The sequence below is a fragment of the Enterobacter sp. Lyrl_3 genome, assembly GCF_051948675.1.
Classification (GTDB): Bacteria; Pseudomonadota; Gammaproteobacteria; order Enterobacterales; family Enterobacteriaceae; genus Enterobacter; species Enterobacter cloacae.
Genome location: NZ_JAYJLI010000001.1, coordinates 840,374 through 859,108, shown reverse-complemented (window position 1 = coordinate 859,108; position 18,735 = coordinate 840,374). Strand labels below are relative to the sequence as shown.

The window sequence follows — 18,735 nt, the reverse complement described above, 5'->3', positions numbered from 1 at the left end:
CCGTTGTTGCCGGGTGGCGGCTTCGCCTTACCCGGCCTACGGTTCGGGTCGTTGTAGGCCCGGTAAGCGCAGCGCCACCGGGCATAACATCAGGCAACCAGCCAGAAAATTGCCAGCGCAATCAGTAACGCAATAAACAGTAATCCCGGACGGGCAGAGAGGTTTCTGAAGGTCTCCACCACCGGCGCAAACAGCGGGCTGTAGATCGGTTGAATATCCCTGACTTCCGGCACGCCGCCTTCGCGCTCGGCGCGGCGAATAAAGATCTGATTCAGCAAATCTTGCACCTGCGCGGTGGTCAGTACCGTTTGCGGCGTGGCCTGCCAGGTCTGCTGGGCGTAATCCCGAATCACCTCAAATTCATGCGGCTCCAGCGGCTGCTTCAGTGCCGCCTGTAGCGTATGCAGGGTAGGGGTACTTTGGGTGCTCAGCGTCTGGCGAGCCTGTAGCCAGGTGACCAGATGCGTAAACTGTTTGGCCGGGATCAGCTCACCCGCCTTCACGCCGGAAAGCTCGAGCATCGACTGCCATATAAGCTTCGTTGACTCGCCGGTGGCGGCGGCCAGCCTGGTCACCATCTGGTTCAACGTATTGTGTTCAGCAGGCAGCAGCGGACGCTCGGTTGACGGACGCTGTTGCGGTTGCGGGATGGTCAACTGATTGGTTTGCAGCAGTGTCAGCACGGTTTTCAGCTGCTCTGGCGTTAGCTGGCTCAGGGCGGTCTGGCCAAACTGCTGTCGAATGAAATCACTGACTGCCTGACGGTTGTTGCCCTGGCTCAACAACTCGGTCAGTTGTGAAACTATCTGGCGAGTGGTGTGATTTTGCTGTGCGGTGGTAATACGCTGATTCAGATTTTGCTCGGCCGCAGGGAAGTGGCGCGACTGCAACGGTGCATCGTTCCGGACGCCTAAATCATGCTTTACCCCGGCCCAGACTTCCGCATTTTGCTGTGAAGTGAGCGCGATCAGGCGCGTGATCAGGCGCTCCAGCACGGTGCGCTGTTGCGTGGAAAGCGGTTGTTCACCTGCAACGTTTGGCGTGACAGGGCCTTCACCCGGAGGGCGTGGTGGCGTACCTGAAATAGGCTGCATCGTCAAAAATCCTTAAAGTCAAAACTCAGCGTAAACCCGGCATGCATATATGCCTGGCGGCCAGATTATGGCACACTTGGCAGGTTTTCTTCCTCTCAAACAGGTACTCAGACGTGAAAATCCTCGTTGATGAAAATATGCCTTACGCCCGCGAGCTCTTTAGCCGCCTTGGTAATGTTAAGGCTGTCCCTGGTCGACCCATTCCGGTAAACGAGCTGGATGATGCCGATGCCCTGATGGTGCGCTCGGTGACCAAAGTAAATGAGGTGTTGCTCTCCGGCAAAGCGATTAAATTCGTCGGAACCGCAACGGCCGGGACGGATCATGTGGATGACAAATGGCTTACGCAGGCGGGGATCGGATTTTCCGCCGCGCCTGGCTGTAACGCCATTGCGGTAGTGGAATACGTTTTCTCTTCTCTGCTGATGCTGGCAGAGCGCGACGGTTTTGCGCTGAAAGACCGCACCGTAGGCATTGTCGGGGTGGGCAACGTGGGAGGACGCCTGCAAAAACGCCTTGAGGCGTTTGGCATTCGCACCCTGCTGTGTGATCCGCCGCGTAAAGACAACGGTGATGAAGGCGACTTCCGCCCCCTGGATGAGCTGGTTGAAGCATGTGACGTCATCTCCTTCCATACGCCCCTCTTCAAAGAGGGGGCCTATAAGACGCTCCATCTTGCTGACGAGGCGCTGATCCGTCGTCTGAAGGCTGGCACTATTCTGATAAACGCCTGTCGTGGCCCGGTCGTCGATAACGCCGCGCTGCTGAAATGTCTGGAAGAGGGGCAGGATCTCAGCGTGGTGCTGGACGTCTGGGAGCCGGAGCCCGATCTCAACGTTGCGCTGCTGAACAAGGTCGACGTTGCAACCGCGCATATAGCGGGTTATACGCTCGAAGGAAAGGCCCGTGGCACCACCCAGGTCTTTGAGGCCTATAGCGCCTTTATTGGCCGTCCGCAGCAGGTGGCGCTGGACACTTTACTCCCCGCGCCTGAATTTGGCCGCATTACCCTGCATGGCCCGCTCGATCAGGCAACGCTGAAAAGGCTGGTTCATTTGGTGTATGATGTGCGCCGCGATGATGCGCTGCTGCGTAAAGTGGCGGGGATCCCGGGGGAGTTTGACAAGCTGCGCAAGAATTACGTTGAGCGCCGTGAATGGTCTTCTCTGTATGTCATGTGCGATGACGCGGCGGCGGCAACGCTGCTGCATAAACTGGGTTTTAACGCCGTTCATCACCCGGCGCATTAATGTCTTCTTAACGCTCCCTGTTGGATACTCCGACAGGGACGCTTTTTTATTTCTGGAGTAAACCACCATGTCTGAAGGCTGGAACATTGCCATTTTAGGTGCCACGGGTGCCGTGGGTGAAGCCCTGCTCGAAACCCTTGCTGAGCGTCAGTTCCCGGTGGGTGATATCTATGCACTGGCGCGCACTGACAGCGCCGGTGAGCATCTGCGTTTTGGCGGCAAATCCGTCATGGTTCAGGATGCCGCCGAATTCGACTGGACGCAGGCGCAGCTGGCCTTTTTTGCGGCAGGTGCTGAAGCCACCGCGTCGTACATTGAAGACGCGACGAATTCTGGCTGTCTGGTGATCGATCTGAGCGGCCTGTTCTCGATGGAGCCGGATGTCCCGCTGGTGGTGCCGGACGTGAACCCGTTTGTCCTGGCCGACTACCGTAACCGCAATATCATTGCGGTTCCCAATAGCCTGACCAGCCAGCTGCTGACCGCTCTTAAACCTTTAATCGACGATGGCGGTCTGTCGCGTATCACCGTGACCAGCCTGCTTTCCGCTTCTGCGCAAGGCAAAAAGGCCGTCGACGCGCTGGCCGGACAGAGTGCGAAGCTCCTGAACGGCATCCCGATTGACGAAGACGATTTCTTCGGCCGTCAGCTGGCATTCAATATGCTGCCGCTGCTGCCGGATCGTGAAGGCTCCGTGCGTGAAGAGCGCCGTATCGTCGACGAAGCGCGCAAAATTCTGCAGGACGAGGGGCTGATGATCTCCGCAAACGTCGTGCAGTCGCCGGTCTTTTACGGTCATGCGCAGATGGTAGGTTTCGAAGCCCTGCGTCCGCTGGCCGCTGAAGAAGCGCGTGATGCGTTCGGCCGCGGTGAAGACATTGTGCTCTCCGAAGAGAGTGAATTCCCGACGCAGGTTGGCGATGCCACCGGCAGCGCACACCTCTCGGTGGGCTGCGTACGGAATGATTACGGTATGCCGGAGCAGGTTCAGTTCTGGTCCGTAGCCGATAACGTGCGCTTCGGCGGCGCGCTGATGGCGGTCAAAATCGCTGAAAAACTGGTGCAGGAGTATCTGTACTGATGTCAGACGTGGAACAAAAGCCGGTTCATAAAGTCGCCCTCGGTATCGAGTACGACGGCAGTAAATATTATGGCTGGCAGCGTCAAAATGAGGTGCGCAGTGTCCAGGAAAAACTGGAGAAAGCGCTCTCTCAGGTGGCGAACGAACCGATTAACGTCCTGTGTGCAGGACGCACTGACGCCGGTGTCCACGGAACGGGGCAGGTGGTTCACTTTGAAACCACCGCCGTGCGCAAGGACGCTGCCTGGACGTTGGGTGTAAATGCGAATTTACCTGGTGACATTGCGGTGCGCTGGGTGAAAGCTGTGCCGGATGATTTTCATGCGCGTTTCAGCGCCACTGCGCGCCGTTATCGCTATGTCATCTACAATCAGCGTCTTCGTCCGGCGGTGTTAAGCCAGGGCGTGACGCATTTTTATGAACCGCTGGATGCAGAACGTATGCATCGTGCGGCGCAGTGTCTGATTGGTGAAAATGACTTTACCTCGTTCCGTGCGGTGCAGTGTCAGTCCCGCACGCCGTGGCGTAACGTCATGCACATAAACGTCAGCCGTTTTGGCGCGTATGTGGTGGTGGATATCAAAGCCAATGCCTTTGTACATCATATGGTGCGGAATATTGTGGGCAGCCTGATGGAAGTGGGTGCCGGACACCAGCCGGAGAGCTGGATTGCAGAACTGCTGGCAGCGAAGGACAGAACGCTTGCGGCAGCAACGGCGAAAGCGGAAGGGCTGTATCTGGTCTCGGTGGACTATCCGGACCGGTTTGACCTGCCAAAACCGCCAATGGGCCCGCTGTTCCTGGCGGACTAAACAAAGGTGCAATTAAGGCTTAGACAATATGGACGTAATACGTTTTCTGATTGATTTCATTCTGCATATTGATGTTCACCTGGCGGAGCTGGTCGCGCAGTATGGCGTCTGGGTGTATGCCATTCTGTTCCTCATTCTGTTCTGTGAAACCGGTCTGGTAGTCACGCCGTTTCTACCGGGGGATTCGCTGCTGTTCGTCGCGGGGGCGTTATCTGCGCTGCCTGGCAACGATTTGAATGTGCACATAATGGTGGTGCTGATGGTGATCGCCGCAATTGTCGGTGACGCGGTCAACTACACCATTGGACGGGTCTTCGGTGAGCGCTTATTCAGCAATCCGGACTCAAAAATATTCCGTCGTAGCTATTTAGATAAAACCCATGCGTTTTATGAGCGCCACGGTGGAAAAACTATTATCCTTGCGCGTTTTGTGCCTATTGTGCGTACATTTGCGCCATTTGTGGCGGGAATGGGGCACATGTCCTATCGTCATTTTGCGGCATACAACGTCATTGGCGCGCTGCTGTGGGTGCTGCTCTTTACCTATGCAGGCTACCTGTTTGGCGATCTCCCTGTAGTTCAGGAAAACCTTAAGTTACTGATTGTAGCGATTATTGTGCTTTCTGTTTTACCGGGTGTTATCGAAATTATTCGTCACAAGCGCGCGGCAGCAAAGCAAGCGAAGTAAATGCACGCAGGCGGTTCGACCACTTTTTTATCCAAAGTTTCGGGCTGTTATGTTTTAATGTGCAACATTCATGGTCTGTTGGAGGCAAAAATGGCATTATTCGCCTCTTACAGCAAAACTGGCATACGACCAGGTTCAGGCAGAAAGGTTATCAATGAGCTGGATTGAACGAATTAAAAGCAACATTACCCCAACGCGTAAAGCGAGCATTCCTGAAGGGGTATGGACGAAGTGTGATAGCTGTGGTCAGGTTCTGTATCGCGCAGAACTGGAACGCAATCTTGAGGTGTGTCCGAAGTGTGACCACCACATGCGCATGACGGCGCGTAATCGCCTGCACAGCCTGCTGGACGAAGGTTCTCTGGTAGAACTGGGTAGCGAGCTTGAGCCAAAAGATGTGCTCAAGTTCCGTGATTCCAAAAAATATAAAGATCGTCTGGCCTCTGCACAGAAAGAGACCGGCGAGAAAGACGCGCTGGTCGTGATGAAAGGCACCCTGCACGAGATGCCGGTAGTGGCCGCCGCGTTTGAGTTCTCCTTCATGGGTGGCTCAATGGGTTCCGTGGTCGGTGCGCGCTTTGTGCGTGCTGTTGAGCAGGCGCTGGAAGACAACTGCCCGCTGATCTGCTTCTCCGCCTCTGGCGGTGCACGTATGCAGGAAGCGCTGATGTCGCTGATGCAGATGGCGAAAACCTCTGCTGCGCTGGCTAAAATGCAGGAGCGCGGTCTGCCGTACATCTCTGTACTGACCGACCCAACCATGGGTGGCGTTTCTGCAAGCTTTGCGATGCTGGGCGATCTGAACATCGCTGAGCCAAAAGCGCTGATCGGCTTTGCTGGTCCTCGCGTTATCGAGCAGACCGTACGTGAAAAACTGCCGCCGGGCTTCCAGCGCAGTGAGTTCCTTATTGAGAAAGGCGCGATTGACATGATCGTCCGCCGCCCGGAAATGCGCCTGAAACTGGCGAGCATCCTGGCGAAGCTGATGAATCTGCCGGCGCCGAACCCGGATGAGCCGCGCGAAGGTGTGGTAGTACCGGATCAGGAACCCGAGGCCTGATAACTGAAAAGGGCAGGGCCGGTTGGCGCTGCCCTTTTGCTTTATAAACTGTTAATGACAACCGGGCATCATGGAAAATAAAAGCATTCCCCAAGCCACGTCGCCCCTGGCCACGTGGCTTTCTTATCTGGAAAACCTGCACAGTAAAACCATCGATATGGGGCTTGAACGCGTAAGCCAGGTTGCTGCGCGTCTCGATGTGCTGAAACCTGCGCCGTTTGTTTTTACCGTCGCCGGAACCAACGGTAAAGGCACCACCTGCCGTACGCTGGAAGCTGTCCTGATGGCTGCCGGTTACAAGGTTGGTGTCTACAGCTCTCCGCACCTGGTACGTTATACCGAGCGGGTTCGCGTGCAAAACAGCGAACTGCCAGAGTCTGCGCATACGGCGTCGTTCGCAGAAATTGAAGCGGCGCGCGGTGAGATCTCATTAACCTATTTCGAATACGGCACCCTGTCGGCACTGTGGCTGTTTAAACAGGCGCAACTGGACGTGGTGATTCTGGAAGTGGGCCTCGGCGGGCGTCTGGATGCCACCAATATGGTGGATGCCGATGTGGCGGTGGTCACCAGCATTGCCCTGGATCATACCGACTGGCTGGGCCCCGATCGCGAAAGTATTGGCCGTGAGAAGGCCGGTATTTTCCGCACGAATAAGCCCGCGGTGGTTGGCGAGCCGGATATGCCGCACACCATTGCCGACGTGGCAAAAGAGAAGGGCGCTCACCTGCTGCGCCAGGGTGTGGACTGGCAGTATGAGGTTCAGAACAACGGCTGGCGCTATCGCGATGCGCAGGGAACGCTGGAAAATCTGCCCCTGCCGCAGGTACCGCAACCTAATGCCGCCACCGCCCTGGCGGCACTGCGCGCAAGCGGGCTGGCGGTGAGCGAACAGGCCATCCGCGACGGTATTCAGAATGCGATTCTGCCCGGGCGTTTTCAGATTGTCAGCGACGCTCCGCGGCTGATACTGGATGTCGCACATAACCCGCATGCTGCGGCGTATCTCGCCGCGCGTCTCAAATCGTTACCAAAAACCGGGCGCGTGCTGGCGGTTATCGGTATGCTTCATGATAAAGATATCGGCGGTACGCTGGCCTGCATGGAGAGTGTGGTCGATAGCTGGTATTGTGCTCCTCTGGAGGGGCCGCGCGGTGCGACGGCCGAGCAGTTGCTGGAACATCTCGGCAAAGGCGCAATCTACAATAGCGTGGCTCAGGCCTGGCAAGCTGCGATGGCGGATGCTAAACCAGAAGATACCGTGCTGGTGTGTGGTTCGTTCCACACGGTGGCACATGTCATGGAAGTGATGGACGCGGGGAGAACCGGTGGCGAGTAAGTTTCAGAACCGTTTAACAGGAACCATTGTGCTGGTCGCGCTCGGGGTGATTATCCTCCCGGGTCTGCTCGACGGGCAGAAAAAGCATTACCAGGATGAATTTGCAGCCATTCCGCTGGTGCCGAAGCCGGGCGATCGCGACGAACCGGATATGCTGCCTGCGGCGACCCAGGCGCTGCCTGCTCAGCCGCCGGAAGGGGCGGCTGAAGAAGTGCGTGCCGGGGATGCGGCCGCGCCGTCCCTCGATCCGTCTCGTCTGGCGGCGAATAACAACATCGAAATCGATCCGGTGCCGGTAGAGCAGCCGAAGCCGGTTGAAAAACCGAAGCCGGTGGAAAAAACACAGCCGAAACCGCAGCGGGATAAAGCAGCAGAACAGCTGGCCGCGGCTTCAGAGACGCCGCCTGCGGCAAAACCGGCCCAGCAAGAGGCTGCACCGACGGGGAAAGCCTACGTTGTGCAGTTGGGTGCGCTGAAAAATGCCGATAAGGTCAATGAGGTAGTGGGTAAGCTGCGCAGTGCGGGTTATCGCGTTTACACTTCACCTTCCACGCCGGTGCAGGGTAAAATCACCCGTATCCTTGTGGGGCCAGAAGCGTCTAAGGATAAGCTCAAAGGCTCGCTCGGTGAGCTGAAGCAGATCTCTGGCCTGAGCGGTGTGGTGATGAACTACAGCGCCAATTGATAAGGTTCCCCTCACCCCGGCCCTCTTCCCAAAGGGGAGAGGGTGAGGGGGAGTGGCAGACGTCCAAAGAGACGTAATAAGCCAACGGCGTTGAACATTTTTTCAGCGCCTTTTTTATTTACGCGCGGGAAGGAAATCCCTACGCAAACGTTTTCTTTTTCTGTTAGAATTCGCCCCGAACTGGATGACAGGGCGTTAAATCGTGGGACACATATGGTCTGGATTGATTACGCCATCATTGCGGTGATTGGTTTTTCCTGTCTGGTTAGCCTGATCCGTGGCTTTGTTCGTGAAGCGTTATCGCTGGTGACTTGGGGTTGTGCTTTCTTTGTTGCCAGTCATTACTACACTTACCTGTCTGTCTGGTTCACGGGCTTTGAAGATGAACTGGTCCGAAATGGAATCGCCATCGCGGTGCTGTTTATCGCGACGCTGATTGTCGGCGCTATCGTGAATTACGTGATAGGTCAACTGGTCGAGAAAACCGGTCTGTCAGGAACGGACAGGGTGCTCGGGATCTGTTTCGGGGCATTACGAGGCGTGCTGATTGTGGCCGCGATACTGTTCTTCCTGGATACCTTTACCGGGTTCTCCAAAAGCGAAGACTGGCAGAAATCGCAGCTCATTCCAGAGTTCAGCTTCATCATCAGGTGGTTCTTTGACTATCTGCAAAGCTCGTCGAGTTTCTTGCCCAGAGCGTAACTCGCTCTGAGATGTGGCTTAACGAGGAAAAGACGAATGTGCGGTATTGTCGGTATCGCCGGTTTCATGCCGGTAAACCAGTCGATTTATGACGCGTTAACGGTGCTTCAGCACCGTGGGCAGGATGCTGCGGGTATCATCACCATTGATGCAAACAACTGCTTCCGTTTACGTAAGGCGAATGGCCTGGTAAACGATGTGTTTGAAGCCCGCCATATGCAGCGTCTGCAAGGTAATATGGGGATCGGTCACGTTCGTTATCCTACTGCTGGCAGTTCCAGCGCCTCTGAGGCACAGCCTTTCTACGTCAACTCACCGTATGGCATCACGCTTGCTCACAACGGCAACCTGACCAACGCGCATGAGCTGCGTAAAAAGCTGTTTGAAGAGAAACGTCGCCACATTAACACCACCTCTGATTCAGAAATCCTGCTCAACGTGTTCGCGAGCGAGCTGGATAATTTCCGCCACTATCCGCTGGAAGCAGACAATATCTTTGCCGCCGTTGCTGCGACAAACCGCCAGATCCGCGGTGCCTATGCCTGCGTGGCGATGATTATTGGTCACGGAATGGTCGCCTTCCGCGATCCAAACGGTATCCGCCCGCTGGTGCTTGGTAAGCGTGACCTGGGTGATGGCCGTACCGAATATATGGTTGCCTCTGAAAGCGTGGCGCTGGACACCCTGGGCTTCGAATTCTTGCGTGATGTAGCCCCTGGCGAAGCGGTCTATATCACTGAGAAGGGCCAGCTGTTTACCCGCCAGTGTGCAGACAACCCGGTCAGCAACCCGTGCCTGTTCGAATACGTGTATTTCGCCCGTCCGGACTCGTTTATCGATAAGATCTCCGTCTACAGCGCCCGCGTGAACATGGGAACCAAGTTGGGTGAGAAGATTGCCCGCGAGTGGGACGATCTGGACATCGACGTGGTCATTCCTATCCCGGAAACGTCCTGCGATATCGCGCTGGAAATCGCCCGCATTCTGGATAAGCCATACCGTCAGGGCTTCGTGAAGAACCGCTACGTTGGCCGTACCTTTATCATGCCGGGTCAGCAGCTGCGCCGTAAGTCCGTGCGTCGTAAACTGAACGCTAACCGTGCTGAGTTCCGCGACAAGAACGTGCTGCTAGTGGATGACTCCATTGTACGTGGCACCACCTCAGAGCAGATTATCGAGATGGCGCGTGAAGCCGGTGCGAAGAAAGTGTATCTGGCCTCTGCGGCGCCAGAGATTCGCTTCCCGAACGTGTATGGCATTGATATGCCTACCGCGAACGAGCTGATTGCCCACGGCCGTGAAGTGGACGAGATTCGCCAGATCATCGGTGCCGATGGCCTGATTTTCCAGGATCTGAACGATCTTATCGACGCGGTGCGCGCCGAGAACCCGGATATTCAGCAGTTTGAATGTTCCGTGTTTAACGGGGTTTACGTCACCAAAGATGTTGATCAGCAGTATCTGGACTATCTCGATTCGCTGCGCAACGACGATGCGAAAGCCGTCCAGCTGCAAAACGATCTCGAAAGCTTAGAGATGCACAACGAAGGTTAATTGTGCAGGCAAGTGAGGGCCTTCGCCCTCACTTGCAACTCCCCGCAAAATCCTGCACAGTCTGCCCTGAAATCAGTAAGGGCGAAAATCATGAAACGACTCATTGTTGGGCTTAGCGGCGCCAGTGGCGCGATCTACGGCGTGCGTCTGTTGCAGGTGCTGCGTGACGTGGCGGAAGTCGAAACCCATCTGGTGATGAGCCAGGCGGCGCGTCAGACCCTCTCCCTCGAAACCGATCTCTCCCTGCGCGATGTCCAGGCGCTGGCGGATGTCGTACACGATGCCCGCGATATCGCTGCCAGCATCTCCTCCGGCTCGTTTAAAACCGCGGGCATGGTGATATTGCCTTGTTCAATTAAGACCCTCTCCGGCATCGTTAACAGCTATACCGACACGCTGGTGACGCGTGCGGCGGACGTGGTGCTGAAGGAGCGTCGTCCTCTGGTGCTTTGCGTGCGCGAAACGCCGCTGCATCTGGGGCATCTGCGTTTAATGACCCAGGCCGCTGAACTGGGCGCGGTGATCATGCCGCCGGTGCCGGCGTTTTATCATCGTCCGGCCTCGCTCGATGACGTGATTAATCAGACAGTGAACCGCGTGCTGGATCAGTTTGATATCCACCTGCCCGAAGACCTCTTCACCCGCTGGCAGGGCGCCTGATTCTGTGCACAAACAGCGTGCATGAACAGAGACGATGCCCTGTTTCAGGGCAAAATTGCAACGGCGATCATATCCTCGACATTTAATTCGTTTTTTCCCTTTTTCTCTTTCCGGTTCGTTCGGCAGACCTGCTATCTTTCACCATTAAGGCAATATCGCAACGTTTTATTAACATATTTAACGTCGAAGTTTTGACCCGACGGCAATGTGGCATAAGACCTGCAAGAGAAGCCTGCAACACAACACACAACACAATACATAATAAAATCACGGTACTTGAGGGTAAATGTATGAAGAAGACGGTTCTGGCTCTGTCTTTGCTGGTGGGGTTAAGTGCAGCCGCAGGTAGCTACGCAGCGCTTCCACAGACAGTGCGTATCGGTACAGACGCAACCTACGCGCCATTCTCTTCCAAGGATGCGAAAGGCGATTTCGTAGGGTTTGATATCGATCTGGGTAATGAGATGTGCAAACGCATTGCGGTGAAATGCACATGGGTGGGCAGCGACTTTGACGCGTTAATTCCGTCGCTCAAAGCCAAGAAAATCGACGCCATTATCTCTTCTCTTTCCATCACCGAAAAACGTCAGCAGGAGATTGCCTTCTCTGACAAGCTCTACGCCGCGGATTCCCGTCTGATTGCGGCAAAAGGCTCCCCCATTCAGCCAACCATTGACTCCCTGAAAGGCAAGCATGTCGGCGTGCTGCAGGGGTCGACTCAGGAAGGTTATGCCAATGCAAACTGGCGTGAGAAGGGCGTTGACGTGGTGGCTTACCAGAACCAGGATCTGATTTATTCTGACCTGGCGGCCGGTCGTCTGGATGCGGCATTCCAGGATGAGGTTGCCGCAAGTGAAGGCTTCCTGAAACAGCCGGCAGGTAAAGACTACGCCTTTGCTGGCCCGTCCGTGAAAGACAAAAAATACTTTGGTGACGGCACCGGTATTGGCCTGCGTAAAGATGATACCGAGCTGAAAGCCGCCTTCGACAAAGCGTTTGCAGAACTGCGCAAAGACGGTACCTACGACAAACTGGCGAAGAAATACTTCGACTTCAACGTCTACGGTGATTGATACTCGATGATGGTGCACTGTTCTGGTGCATTGCGGGTGTGATTGATCCAATATGGTGCGTTTCGTGCACCGTATTGGATCGCTGTGTGCATACTTACGCATTTATCATGCAAAAAATCTCGCCTGAAAGGCATTAATCTTTGCCTGATGGCGTGGATTGATGGCACATTAGCACCACCCCGTCGTCGTAAAAATCACGTAAGAAGACAGTTTGTTGAGGACAGATATGAAAAAACTCGTGTTGTCGTTATCTCTGGTGCTGGCCTTTTCCAGCGCTACCGCGGCGTTCGCAGCAATTCCGCAGAAAATCCGTATTGGTACCGACCCTACCTATGCCCCGTTCGAATCTAAGAATTCGAAGGGTGAACTGGTCGGTTTTGACATTGATCTGGCCAATGAGCTGTGCAAACGCATCAAAGCGCAGTGTACCTACGTCGAGAACCCGCTGGATGCACTGATCCCATCGCTGAAAGCCAAAAAAATCGACGTTATCATGTCCTCGCTTTCCATCACTGAAAAACGTCAGCAGGAGATTGCCTTCACCGACAAACTCTATGCGGCAGATTCTCGTCTGGTGGTGGCTAAATCGTCTGATATCCAGCCTACCCTTGAATCACTGAAAGGCAAACGCGTGGGCGTGCTGCAGGGCACTACCCAGGAAACCTACGGTAATGAACACTGGGCACCGAAGGGGATAGAAATCGTCTCTTATCAGGGCCAGGAAAATATCTACGCTGATCTGACGGCAGGCCGTATCGACGCCGCTTTCCAGGATGAAGTCGCCGCGAGCGAAGGCTTCCTGAAGACGCCGGTAGGTAAAGATTACAAATTTGGCGGCCCATCCATTAAAGATGTGAAGTTGTTTGGTGTCGGCACCGGTATGGGTCTGCGTAAAGAAGACAACGAGCTGCGCGAAGCGCTGAACAAAGCATTCGCTGAAATGCGCGCGGATGGCACGTACGACAAACTGGCGAAAAAGTACTTCGATTTTAATGTTTACGGCGGCTAATCGCCCCGTCAAATAACGTGCGGCCCCTCCCGCTCAGGGAGGGGATAAGACACGGTCCATCACTCACGATACGACAGGGCTCGCGGTATGCTGTACGGATTTTCTGGCGTTATTTTACAGGGCGCGCTTGTCACCCTTGAGCTGGCTATCAGCTCCGTGGTGCTGGCGGTGCTGATAGGTCTGGCAGGCGCAGGGGCGAAGCTTTCGGCAAACAAACCGCTGGCGCTGATTTTTGAAGGTTATACCACGCTGATTCGCGGCGTTCCCGATCTGGTGCTGATGCTGCTTATCTTTTACGGGCTGCAGATCGCGCTTAACAGCGTGACGGACGCCATGGGAATGGGACAGATCGATATCGACCCGATGGTGGCCGGTATTATCACTCTCGGTTTTATCTACGGCGCGTACTTTACCGAAACTTTCCGCGGCGCTTATATGGCGGTACCGAAAGGACACATAGAAGCGGCGACCGCCTACGGTTTTACCTCCTCCCAGACGTTTCGCCGGATTATGTTCCCGGCCATGATGCGCTACGCGCTTCCGGGCATTGGCAACAACTGGCAGGTTATCCTCAAGGCCACGGCGCTGGTCTCTCTGCTGGGTCTGGAAGATGTGGTAAAGGCCACGCAGCTTGCCGGTAAAAGTACCTGGGAGCCGTTCTACTTTGCGGTGGTGTGTGGCGTGATCTATCTGGTCTTTACGACCGTCTCCAATGGTGTGCTGCTTCTGCTCGAACGTCGCTACTCCGTGGGTGTGAAGAGGGCTGACCTGTGATTGAGATTATTCAGGAATACTGGAAATCGCTGCTGTGGACGGACGGCTATCGCTTCACCGGCGTGGCCATTACGCTGTGGCTGCTGATCTCTTCGGTGGTGATGGGTGGCATTCTGGCGGTGTTTCTTGCCATTGGCCGCGTGTCGAACAATAAATTTATTCAGTTCCCGATCTGGCTGTTTACCTACGTATTCCGTGGTACACCGCTTTACGTACAGCTGCTGGTGTTCTATTCGGGCATGTATACGCTGGAGATTGTGAAAGGCACCGAGATGCTGAACGCCTTCTTCCGCAGCGGCCTGAACTGTACGGTGCTGGCGTTGACGCTCAACACCTGCGCCTACACCACCGAGATTTTCGCCGGGGCCATCCGCTCCGTTCCTTACGGAGAAATCGAAGCGGCGCGCGCGTACGGCTTCTCGTCGGTGAAACTGTACCGCTGCATTATTCTGCCGTCGGCGCTGCGTATCGCATTGCCAGCCTACAGTAACGAAGTGATTTTAATGCTCCACTCCACCGCGCTGGCCTTTACCGCCACGGTGCCCGACCTGCTTAAAATCGCCCGCGATATTAACTCTGCGACCTATCAGCCGTTTACCGCGTTTGGCATTGCGGCAGTGCTCTATTTGATTATTTCATACGTCCTGATTAGCCTGTTCCGTAAGGCAGAAAAGCGCTGGTTGCAGCATATAAAACCCTCTTCGACGCACTGAGAATGATGATGGCTGAGAACAAATTAAACGTAATTGATTTGCACAAACGCTACGGCGAACATGAAGTGCTGAAAGGGGTGTCGCTGCAGGCAAATGCAGGCGACGTGATCAGTATTATCGGATCATCTGGCTCGGGGAAAAGTACCTTCCTGCGCTGCATCAACTTCCTCGAAAAGCCGAGTGAAGGCTCAATTGTGGTGAGCGGGCAGAATATCAATCTGACCCGGGATAAAGACGGCCAGCTGAAGGTGGCAGATAAGAACCAGCTGCGCCTGCTGCGCACGCGACTGACAATGGTTTTCCAGCACTTCAACCTCTGGAGCCACATGACGGTGCTGGAGAACGTGATGGAAGCGCCGGTTCAGGTGCTGGGTTTAAGCAAGCAGGAGGCCCGTGAGCGCGCGGTGAAATACCTGGCGAAAGTGGGTATCGATGAGCGACAGCAGATAAAGTACCCGGTGCATCTCTCTGGTGGTCAGCAGCAGCGTGTCTCTATCGCCCGCGCGCTGGCGATGGAGCCTGAAGTATTGCTGTTCGACGAACCGACCTCAGCACTTGACCCGGAACTGGTTGGCGAAGTACTGCGCATCATGCAAAAGCTGGCGGAAGAGGGTAAAACCATGGTCGTAGTAACGCACGAGATGGGCTTTGCCCGCAACGTCTCGAACCACGTGATCTTCCTGCATCAGGGGAAAATCGAAGAGCAGGGACATCCGGATGAGGTGCTGGCGAATCCGCAAAGCCCGCGTTTGCAGCAGTTCCTGAAGGGCTCTTTGAAGTAGGTTTTGCCTTTCTCCCTCTCCCCCTGGGAGAGGGCCGCAGTGCAGCCCAATCGCCCGGTGGCGCTTCGCTTACCGGGCCTACAGGCTGGGTTTTCTCCCTCTCCTGTGGGAGAGGGCCGGGGTGAGGGCATCAGACCGCACCGCACTCCAGCCGATACACCCAGTCGTCATACCGTACGCCGTCAATCTCGTACGCCTTCTCCAGCACCTGCGTACGCACAAACCCCGCTTTCTCCAGCACCCGCACCGACCCGCCGTTGTCCGCCAGTACGTAGGCGTTAATCGCTTTCACGCCGGTCTGGTTAAACGCATACTCACATACCGCCCGCAACGCCTCACTGGCGATACCTTTCCCCTGTGCAGCAGGCACAACCGTATAGCCAATATCAGCCTCTTCACGATTCTCTGGGCTGATCTGCAGGCCGATATCGCCCAGCGGCGTGTCATCATCATGAAAACGAATCACAAAAACGTGCGCCGCCGTTAAGCGCGCAGCAAATACGCGCCGGGTCTCTTTTTCCGGCGCGATGGCGGCCATGTAACGCATGATATTGCGATCTTCCCGCAACGAGCGGAAGAAGGCCCAGTCAGTGGGTTCGAAAGGGGTGAGGTGAAGCCGGGGTGTGGTGATGGTTGCCATTGTTACGCCATTTCATCGGGACATGGCGTACAAATGTAACATATTCATCCCACCACATCCCTCAACGCCTCTTCTAAGTCATACCAGCGAAACGCAAACCCGGCCGCTTCGAGTCGTTTAGGCAGCGCGCGCTGCCCGCCCAACACCAGCACAGACGCTTCACCCATCATCAGGCGAATCACCGTTGCGGGCACGCGTAAAATCGCCGGGCGATGCAGAGCATGGCCCAGCGCGTGGGCAAACTGCTCGTTACGCACCGGGTACGGCGCAACCATATTGAACGGCCCACGCAGATCGTTATCCAGCAGCCAGAGAATGCCGTTGACCATATCGTCGATGTGGATCCACGGCAGATACTGACGGCCATTACCGATGGGGCCGCCCAGTCCGAGCCGGAACGGAGGAAGCATTTTCGCCAGAATGCCGCCTTTCGGCGCGAGAACGACGCCGGTACGCAGCAGGCACACGCGGGTATTATCGCTCTGGGCAGCACAGGCAATACGTTCCCACTGGGCGCAGAGCTTATGGGTAAACTCGTTGTGCGGCGGCTCTTCTTCGGTCACGACCACCTCACCGAGATCGCCGTAATAGCCTACCGCAGAACCGGAAATCAGTACCGATGGCGGGGTATGGCTGTTACGGATGAGCTCGACCAGCTTTTCGGTGATGTTCCAGCGGCTGCTGCATAACAGCTGTTTTTGCTCTTCCGTCCAGCGTTTGTCGGCGATGGGTTCACCGGCCAGGTTGATGACGGCGTCAAAGCCGTCCAGATTCTGCCGGTCAGCCAGATTTTTCCAGATGTCGATACCGGCACCCAGCACCTGGCGCGCTTTCTCAGGGCTGCGCGTTACCACGGTAATGTCGTGATGTAACGCCTGCAGGCGCGCAATGAGATGACGGCCAATCAGGCCTGTACCGCCGGTCAGCAGAATCTTCATACAACCTCCAGGTTTACGCCCGGCGCTGCCAGCTTAACGTCATGGAGACGGAGTCGGCATAACGCAGGGCGTGAAGTTTATCGATCTCTACTTCAGCATAAGTGACCCAGTGATGTTCGCGTGCGATGTCGAGCACATCCTGAGTTAATTTTTCCAGCAGAGAGAAGCGGTTATTTTCCACGTACTGAATGATGCTTTTCGTAATCGTGCGATAGTTCAGCGCGTCATTGATATCTTCACTGCCTCTCGCCTTGTCTGCCGGATAGTGGATAACCACATTAATCACGATATCCTGACGGTTGGCGATCTCCTCGTCTTTGATACCGATAAAAGTACGTAAGCGTAAATTTTTTATACGAATAATAGCGTCATGCTGCGACATTGCAGGTCTTCTCCGTGTCAGTATTTCCTCCCCATAATACATGAGAGCCTGACACGCGCCCAACCGGGCGCAGGCCTAAATCTCCTGGATTTTTTTCATCGCACGCTCGGTCGCCGGGCGGGTGCGGATACGTTCAAACCAGTTGTTAACCGCCGGGTAAGAGGCTAAATCAATACGGTGACGTTCATGGGTATTCACCCACGGCCAGCAGGCGATATCGGCGATACTGTAATGATCGCCCCCGAGCCACGGTGATTTCTCCAGCCGACGGTTCAGTACGCCGTACAGCCGCTGCGTTTCCACCTGATAGCGCTCTATCGCATACGGGATGGGTTGTGGCGCGTAAGCGGTAAAGTGGTGGTTCTGCCCCAGCATTGGGCCCAGGCCGCTTGTCTGCCAGAACAGCCACTGTAGCGTGTGGTGACGCTCGCGCAGTTCCCCGCTCAGCAGTTTGCCGGTTTTCTCCGCCAGATAGAGCAAAATCTCCCCGGATTCAAACAGGCTCAACGGTTTGCCGCCATCAGCTGGCAGGTTATCGATGATGGCCGGGATTTTGTTGTTCGGTGAGATGGCCAGAAAGAGAGGCCTGAACTGATCGCCTTTGCTGATATCCACGCGGATGATCCTGTATTCCAGCTCGGCTTCTTCAAGAAAGAGGGTGATCTTATGGCCGTTTGGAGTAGGGGCGTAATAAAGGTCGATCATTCTCAACTCCTGTCAGTGTGAAGTGTAATGCCATGACCAATCAGTATAGGTGGTTGTGCAAAATCGTGAGTTTTCATCAAGTGACAGCGGCGTAAAGAGACTATATGTTGAGGGAATATCGATCAGCCGATGAGGATGTTATGAACCAGCCTGTAATCACGTTGTGGTCCGATGCCCAATTCTTTTCACCCTATGTCATGAGCGTGTACGTGGCGCTGGCGGAAAAAGGGCTGTCATTTAGCCTGAAAACCGTTGATCTGGACGGCGGTGAACATCTGAAACCGCAGTGGCAGGGTTACGATCTGACCCGGCGCGTGCCGGTACTGGACATTGATGGTTTCGCCCTGAGCGAATCGTCTGCGATCGATGAATACCTGGAAGATCGGTTCGCGCCACCAGAGTGGGAGCGTATTTATCCTCACGATCTGCAAAAGCGGGCCCGGGCACGGCAAATCCAGGCGTGGCTACGCAGCGATTTGGTGCCGATTCGCGTTGAACGCTCCACGGATGTGGTATTTGCGGGTGTGAAAAAGCCCGCCCTGAGTACTGAGGGGGCGCAGAGCGCGCAAAAGCTGATTGACACCGCCACCTCGCTGCTGGCCCACGGTAACCCGAACCTGTTTGGCGAATGGTGTATTGCCGATACCGACCTGGCGCTGATGCTGAACCGCTTGATCCTTAACGGCGATGACGTTCCCCAGCTGCTGGTGGATTACGCCACTTTCCAGTGGCAACGTGCGTCGGTGCAGCGCTATGTGGCACTCTCCGCTAAGCGCGTCGGCTGATAAGCCCTG

Annotated in this window: 21 protein-coding genes; 16 read left to right on the top strand and 5 right to left on the bottom strand. The window is 55.4% G+C overall.

The window, feature by feature from the left end; all coding sequences use genetic code 11:
* Positions 1-89: 89 nt before the first annotated feature.
* Positions 90-1,094 carry a flagella biosynthesis regulator Flk gene (flk, locus tag VF709_RS04250; protein ID WP_148790865.1) on the bottom strand — a complete coding sequence of 335 codons (1,005 nt, stop codon included), beginning with the start codon at positions 1,092-1,094 and terminating at the stop codon, positions 90-92.
* Positions 1,095-1,207: 113 nt separating this feature from the next.
* Between flk and pdxB the strand changes: the two genes are divergently transcribed.
* The 15 genes from pdxB (at position 1,208) to hisP (ending at position 15,276) form a co-directional block, all read left to right on the top strand.
* The gene (gene pdxB / locus VF709_RS04245) at positions 1,208-2,344 is read left to right on the top strand and encodes a 4-phosphoerythronate dehydrogenase PdxB (protein WP_149896199.1); all 1,137 of its coding nucleotides are present in this window, start codon (positions 1,208-1,210) and stop codon (positions 2,342-2,344) included.
* A 67-nt stretch (positions 2,345-2,411) separates the two neighbouring features.
* Positions 2,412-3,425, top strand: coding sequence for an aspartate-semialdehyde dehydrogenase (locus VF709_RS04240; RefSeq protein WP_013098141.1), 1,014 nt, complete (start codon positions 2,412-2,414; stop codon positions 3,423-3,425).
* A complete protein-coding gene (gene truA / locus VF709_RS04235; RefSeq protein WP_013098140.1) occupies positions 3,425-4,237 on the top strand; it encodes a tRNA pseudouridine(38-40) synthase TruA in 813 nt (270 codons plus the stop codon). Before VF709_RS04240 ends, truA begins: the two co-directional genes overlap by 1 nt.
* 28 nt (positions 4,238-4,265) lie before the next feature.
* On the top strand, positions 4,266-4,925 hold the full coding sequence (locus tag VF709_RS04230; RefSeq protein WP_013098139.1) for a DedA family protein: 660 nt from the start codon (positions 4,266-4,268) through the stop codon (positions 4,923-4,925).
* A gap of 154 nt (positions 4,926-5,079) precedes the next feature.
* Positions 5,080-5,985 carry an acetyl-CoA carboxylase, carboxyltransferase subunit beta gene (gene accD / locus VF709_RS04225; protein WP_013098138.1) on the top strand — a complete coding sequence of 302 codons (906 nt, stop codon included), beginning with the start codon at positions 5,080-5,082 and terminating at the stop codon, positions 5,983-5,985.
* A 70-nt stretch (positions 5,986-6,055) separates the two neighbouring features.
* The gene (gene folC, locus VF709_RS04220; protein WP_029881741.1) at positions 6,056-7,324 is read left to right on the top strand and encodes a bifunctional tetrahydrofolate synthase/dihydrofolate synthase; all 1,269 of its coding nucleotides are present in this window, start codon (positions 6,056-6,058) and stop codon (positions 7,322-7,324) included.
* A complete protein-coding gene (gene dedD / locus VF709_RS04215; protein WP_014832787.1) occupies positions 7,314-8,009 on the top strand; it encodes a cell division protein DedD in 696 nt (231 codons plus the stop codon). The genes folC and dedD overlap by 11 nt, the downstream gene beginning before the upstream one ends.
* A 213-nt stretch (positions 8,010-8,222) precedes the next feature.
* Positions 8,223-8,711: a colicin V production protein gene (gene cvpA, locus VF709_RS04210; protein ID WP_000262116.1), complete on the top strand. Its 489-nt coding sequence runs from the start codon at positions 8,223-8,225 to the stop codon at positions 8,709-8,711.
* 36 nt (positions 8,712-8,747) lie between these two features.
* Positions 8,748-10,265 carry an amidophosphoribosyltransferase gene (gene purF / locus VF709_RS04205; RefSeq protein WP_014832786.1) on the top strand — a complete coding sequence of 506 codons (1,518 nt, stop codon included), beginning with the start codon at positions 8,748-8,750 and terminating at the stop codon, positions 10,263-10,265.
* Positions 10,266-10,355: 90 nt separating this feature from the next.
* Entirely contained in the window at positions 10,356-10,925 is a 570-nt protein-coding gene (locus tag VF709_RS04200; RefSeq protein WP_013098133.1) for a UbiX family flavin prenyltransferase, read from the top strand.
* Between the two features lie 290 nt (positions 10,926-11,215).
* Entirely contained in the window at positions 11,216-11,998 is a 783-nt protein-coding gene (gene argT / locus VF709_RS04195; RefSeq protein ID WP_013098132.1) for a lysine/arginine/ornithine ABC transporter substrate-binding protein ArgT, read from the top strand.
* A 226-nt stretch (positions 11,999-12,224) separates the two neighbouring features.
* Positions 12,225-13,007 carry a histidine ABC transporter substrate-binding protein HisJ gene (hisJ, locus tag VF709_RS04190; protein ID WP_008502592.1) on the top strand — a complete coding sequence of 261 codons (783 nt, stop codon included), beginning with the start codon at positions 12,225-12,227 and terminating at the stop codon, positions 13,005-13,007.
* 87 nt (positions 13,008-13,094) lie between these two features.
* Positions 13,095-13,781 (top strand): histidine ABC transporter permease HisQ, encoded by a 687-nt coding sequence (locus tag VF709_RS04185; protein ID WP_013098131.1) that lies wholly within the window; start codon positions 13,095-13,097, stop codon positions 13,779-13,781.
* Positions 13,778-14,494: an ABC transporter permease gene (locus VF709_RS04180; protein WP_008502590.1), complete on the top strand. Its 717-nt coding sequence runs from the start codon at positions 13,778-13,780 to the stop codon at positions 14,492-14,494. The genes VF709_RS04185 and VF709_RS04180 overlap by 4 nt, the downstream gene beginning before the upstream one ends.
* A gap of 8 nt (positions 14,495-14,502) precedes the next feature.
* Positions 14,503-15,276 (top strand): histidine ABC transporter ATP-binding protein HisP, encoded by a 774-nt coding sequence (hisP, locus tag VF709_RS04175; protein ID WP_020690627.1) that lies wholly within the window; start codon positions 14,503-14,505, stop codon positions 15,274-15,276.
* Positions 15,277-15,406: 130 nt separating this feature from the next.
* Here hisP and VF709_RS04170 read toward each other — a convergent pair whose 3' ends face one another.
* The 4 genes from VF709_RS04170 to yfcG all read right to left on the bottom strand — a co-directional run bounded on the left by VF709_RS04170 (position 15,407) and on the right by yfcG (position 17,941).
* Positions 15,407-15,916 carry a GNAT family N-acetyltransferase gene (locus tag VF709_RS04170; protein ID WP_013098129.1) on the bottom strand — a complete coding sequence of 170 codons (510 nt, stop codon included), beginning with the start codon at positions 15,914-15,916 and terminating at the stop codon, positions 15,407-15,409.
* 44 nt (positions 15,917-15,960) lie between these two features.
* Positions 15,961-16,854, bottom strand: coding sequence for a TIGR01777 family oxidoreductase (locus VF709_RS04165; RefSeq protein WP_013098128.1), 894 nt, complete (start codon positions 16,852-16,854; stop codon positions 15,961-15,963).
* A gap of 13 nt (positions 16,855-16,867) precedes the next feature.
* Positions 16,868-17,236 carry a dihydroneopterin triphosphate 2'-epimerase gene (gene folX, locus VF709_RS04160; protein WP_013098127.1) on the bottom strand — a complete coding sequence of 123 codons (369 nt, stop codon included), beginning with the start codon at positions 17,234-17,236 and terminating at the stop codon, positions 16,868-16,870.
* A 75-nt stretch (positions 17,237-17,311) separates the two neighbouring features.
* Positions 17,312-17,941, bottom strand: a complete 630-nt coding sequence (gene yfcG, locus VF709_RS04155) for a GSH-dependent disulfide bond oxidoreductase (RefSeq protein ID WP_023621684.1) — start codon at positions 17,939-17,941, stop codon at positions 17,312-17,314.
* A 140-nt stretch (positions 17,942-18,081) separates the two neighbouring features.
* On the opposite strand from yfcG, the gene yfcF reads away from it, so the two are divergent.
* A complete protein-coding gene (gene yfcF, locus VF709_RS04150; protein WP_013098125.1) occupies positions 18,082-18,726 on the top strand; it encodes a glutathione transferase in 645 nt (214 codons plus the stop codon).
* Positions 18,727-18,735: the final 9 nt, after the last annotated feature.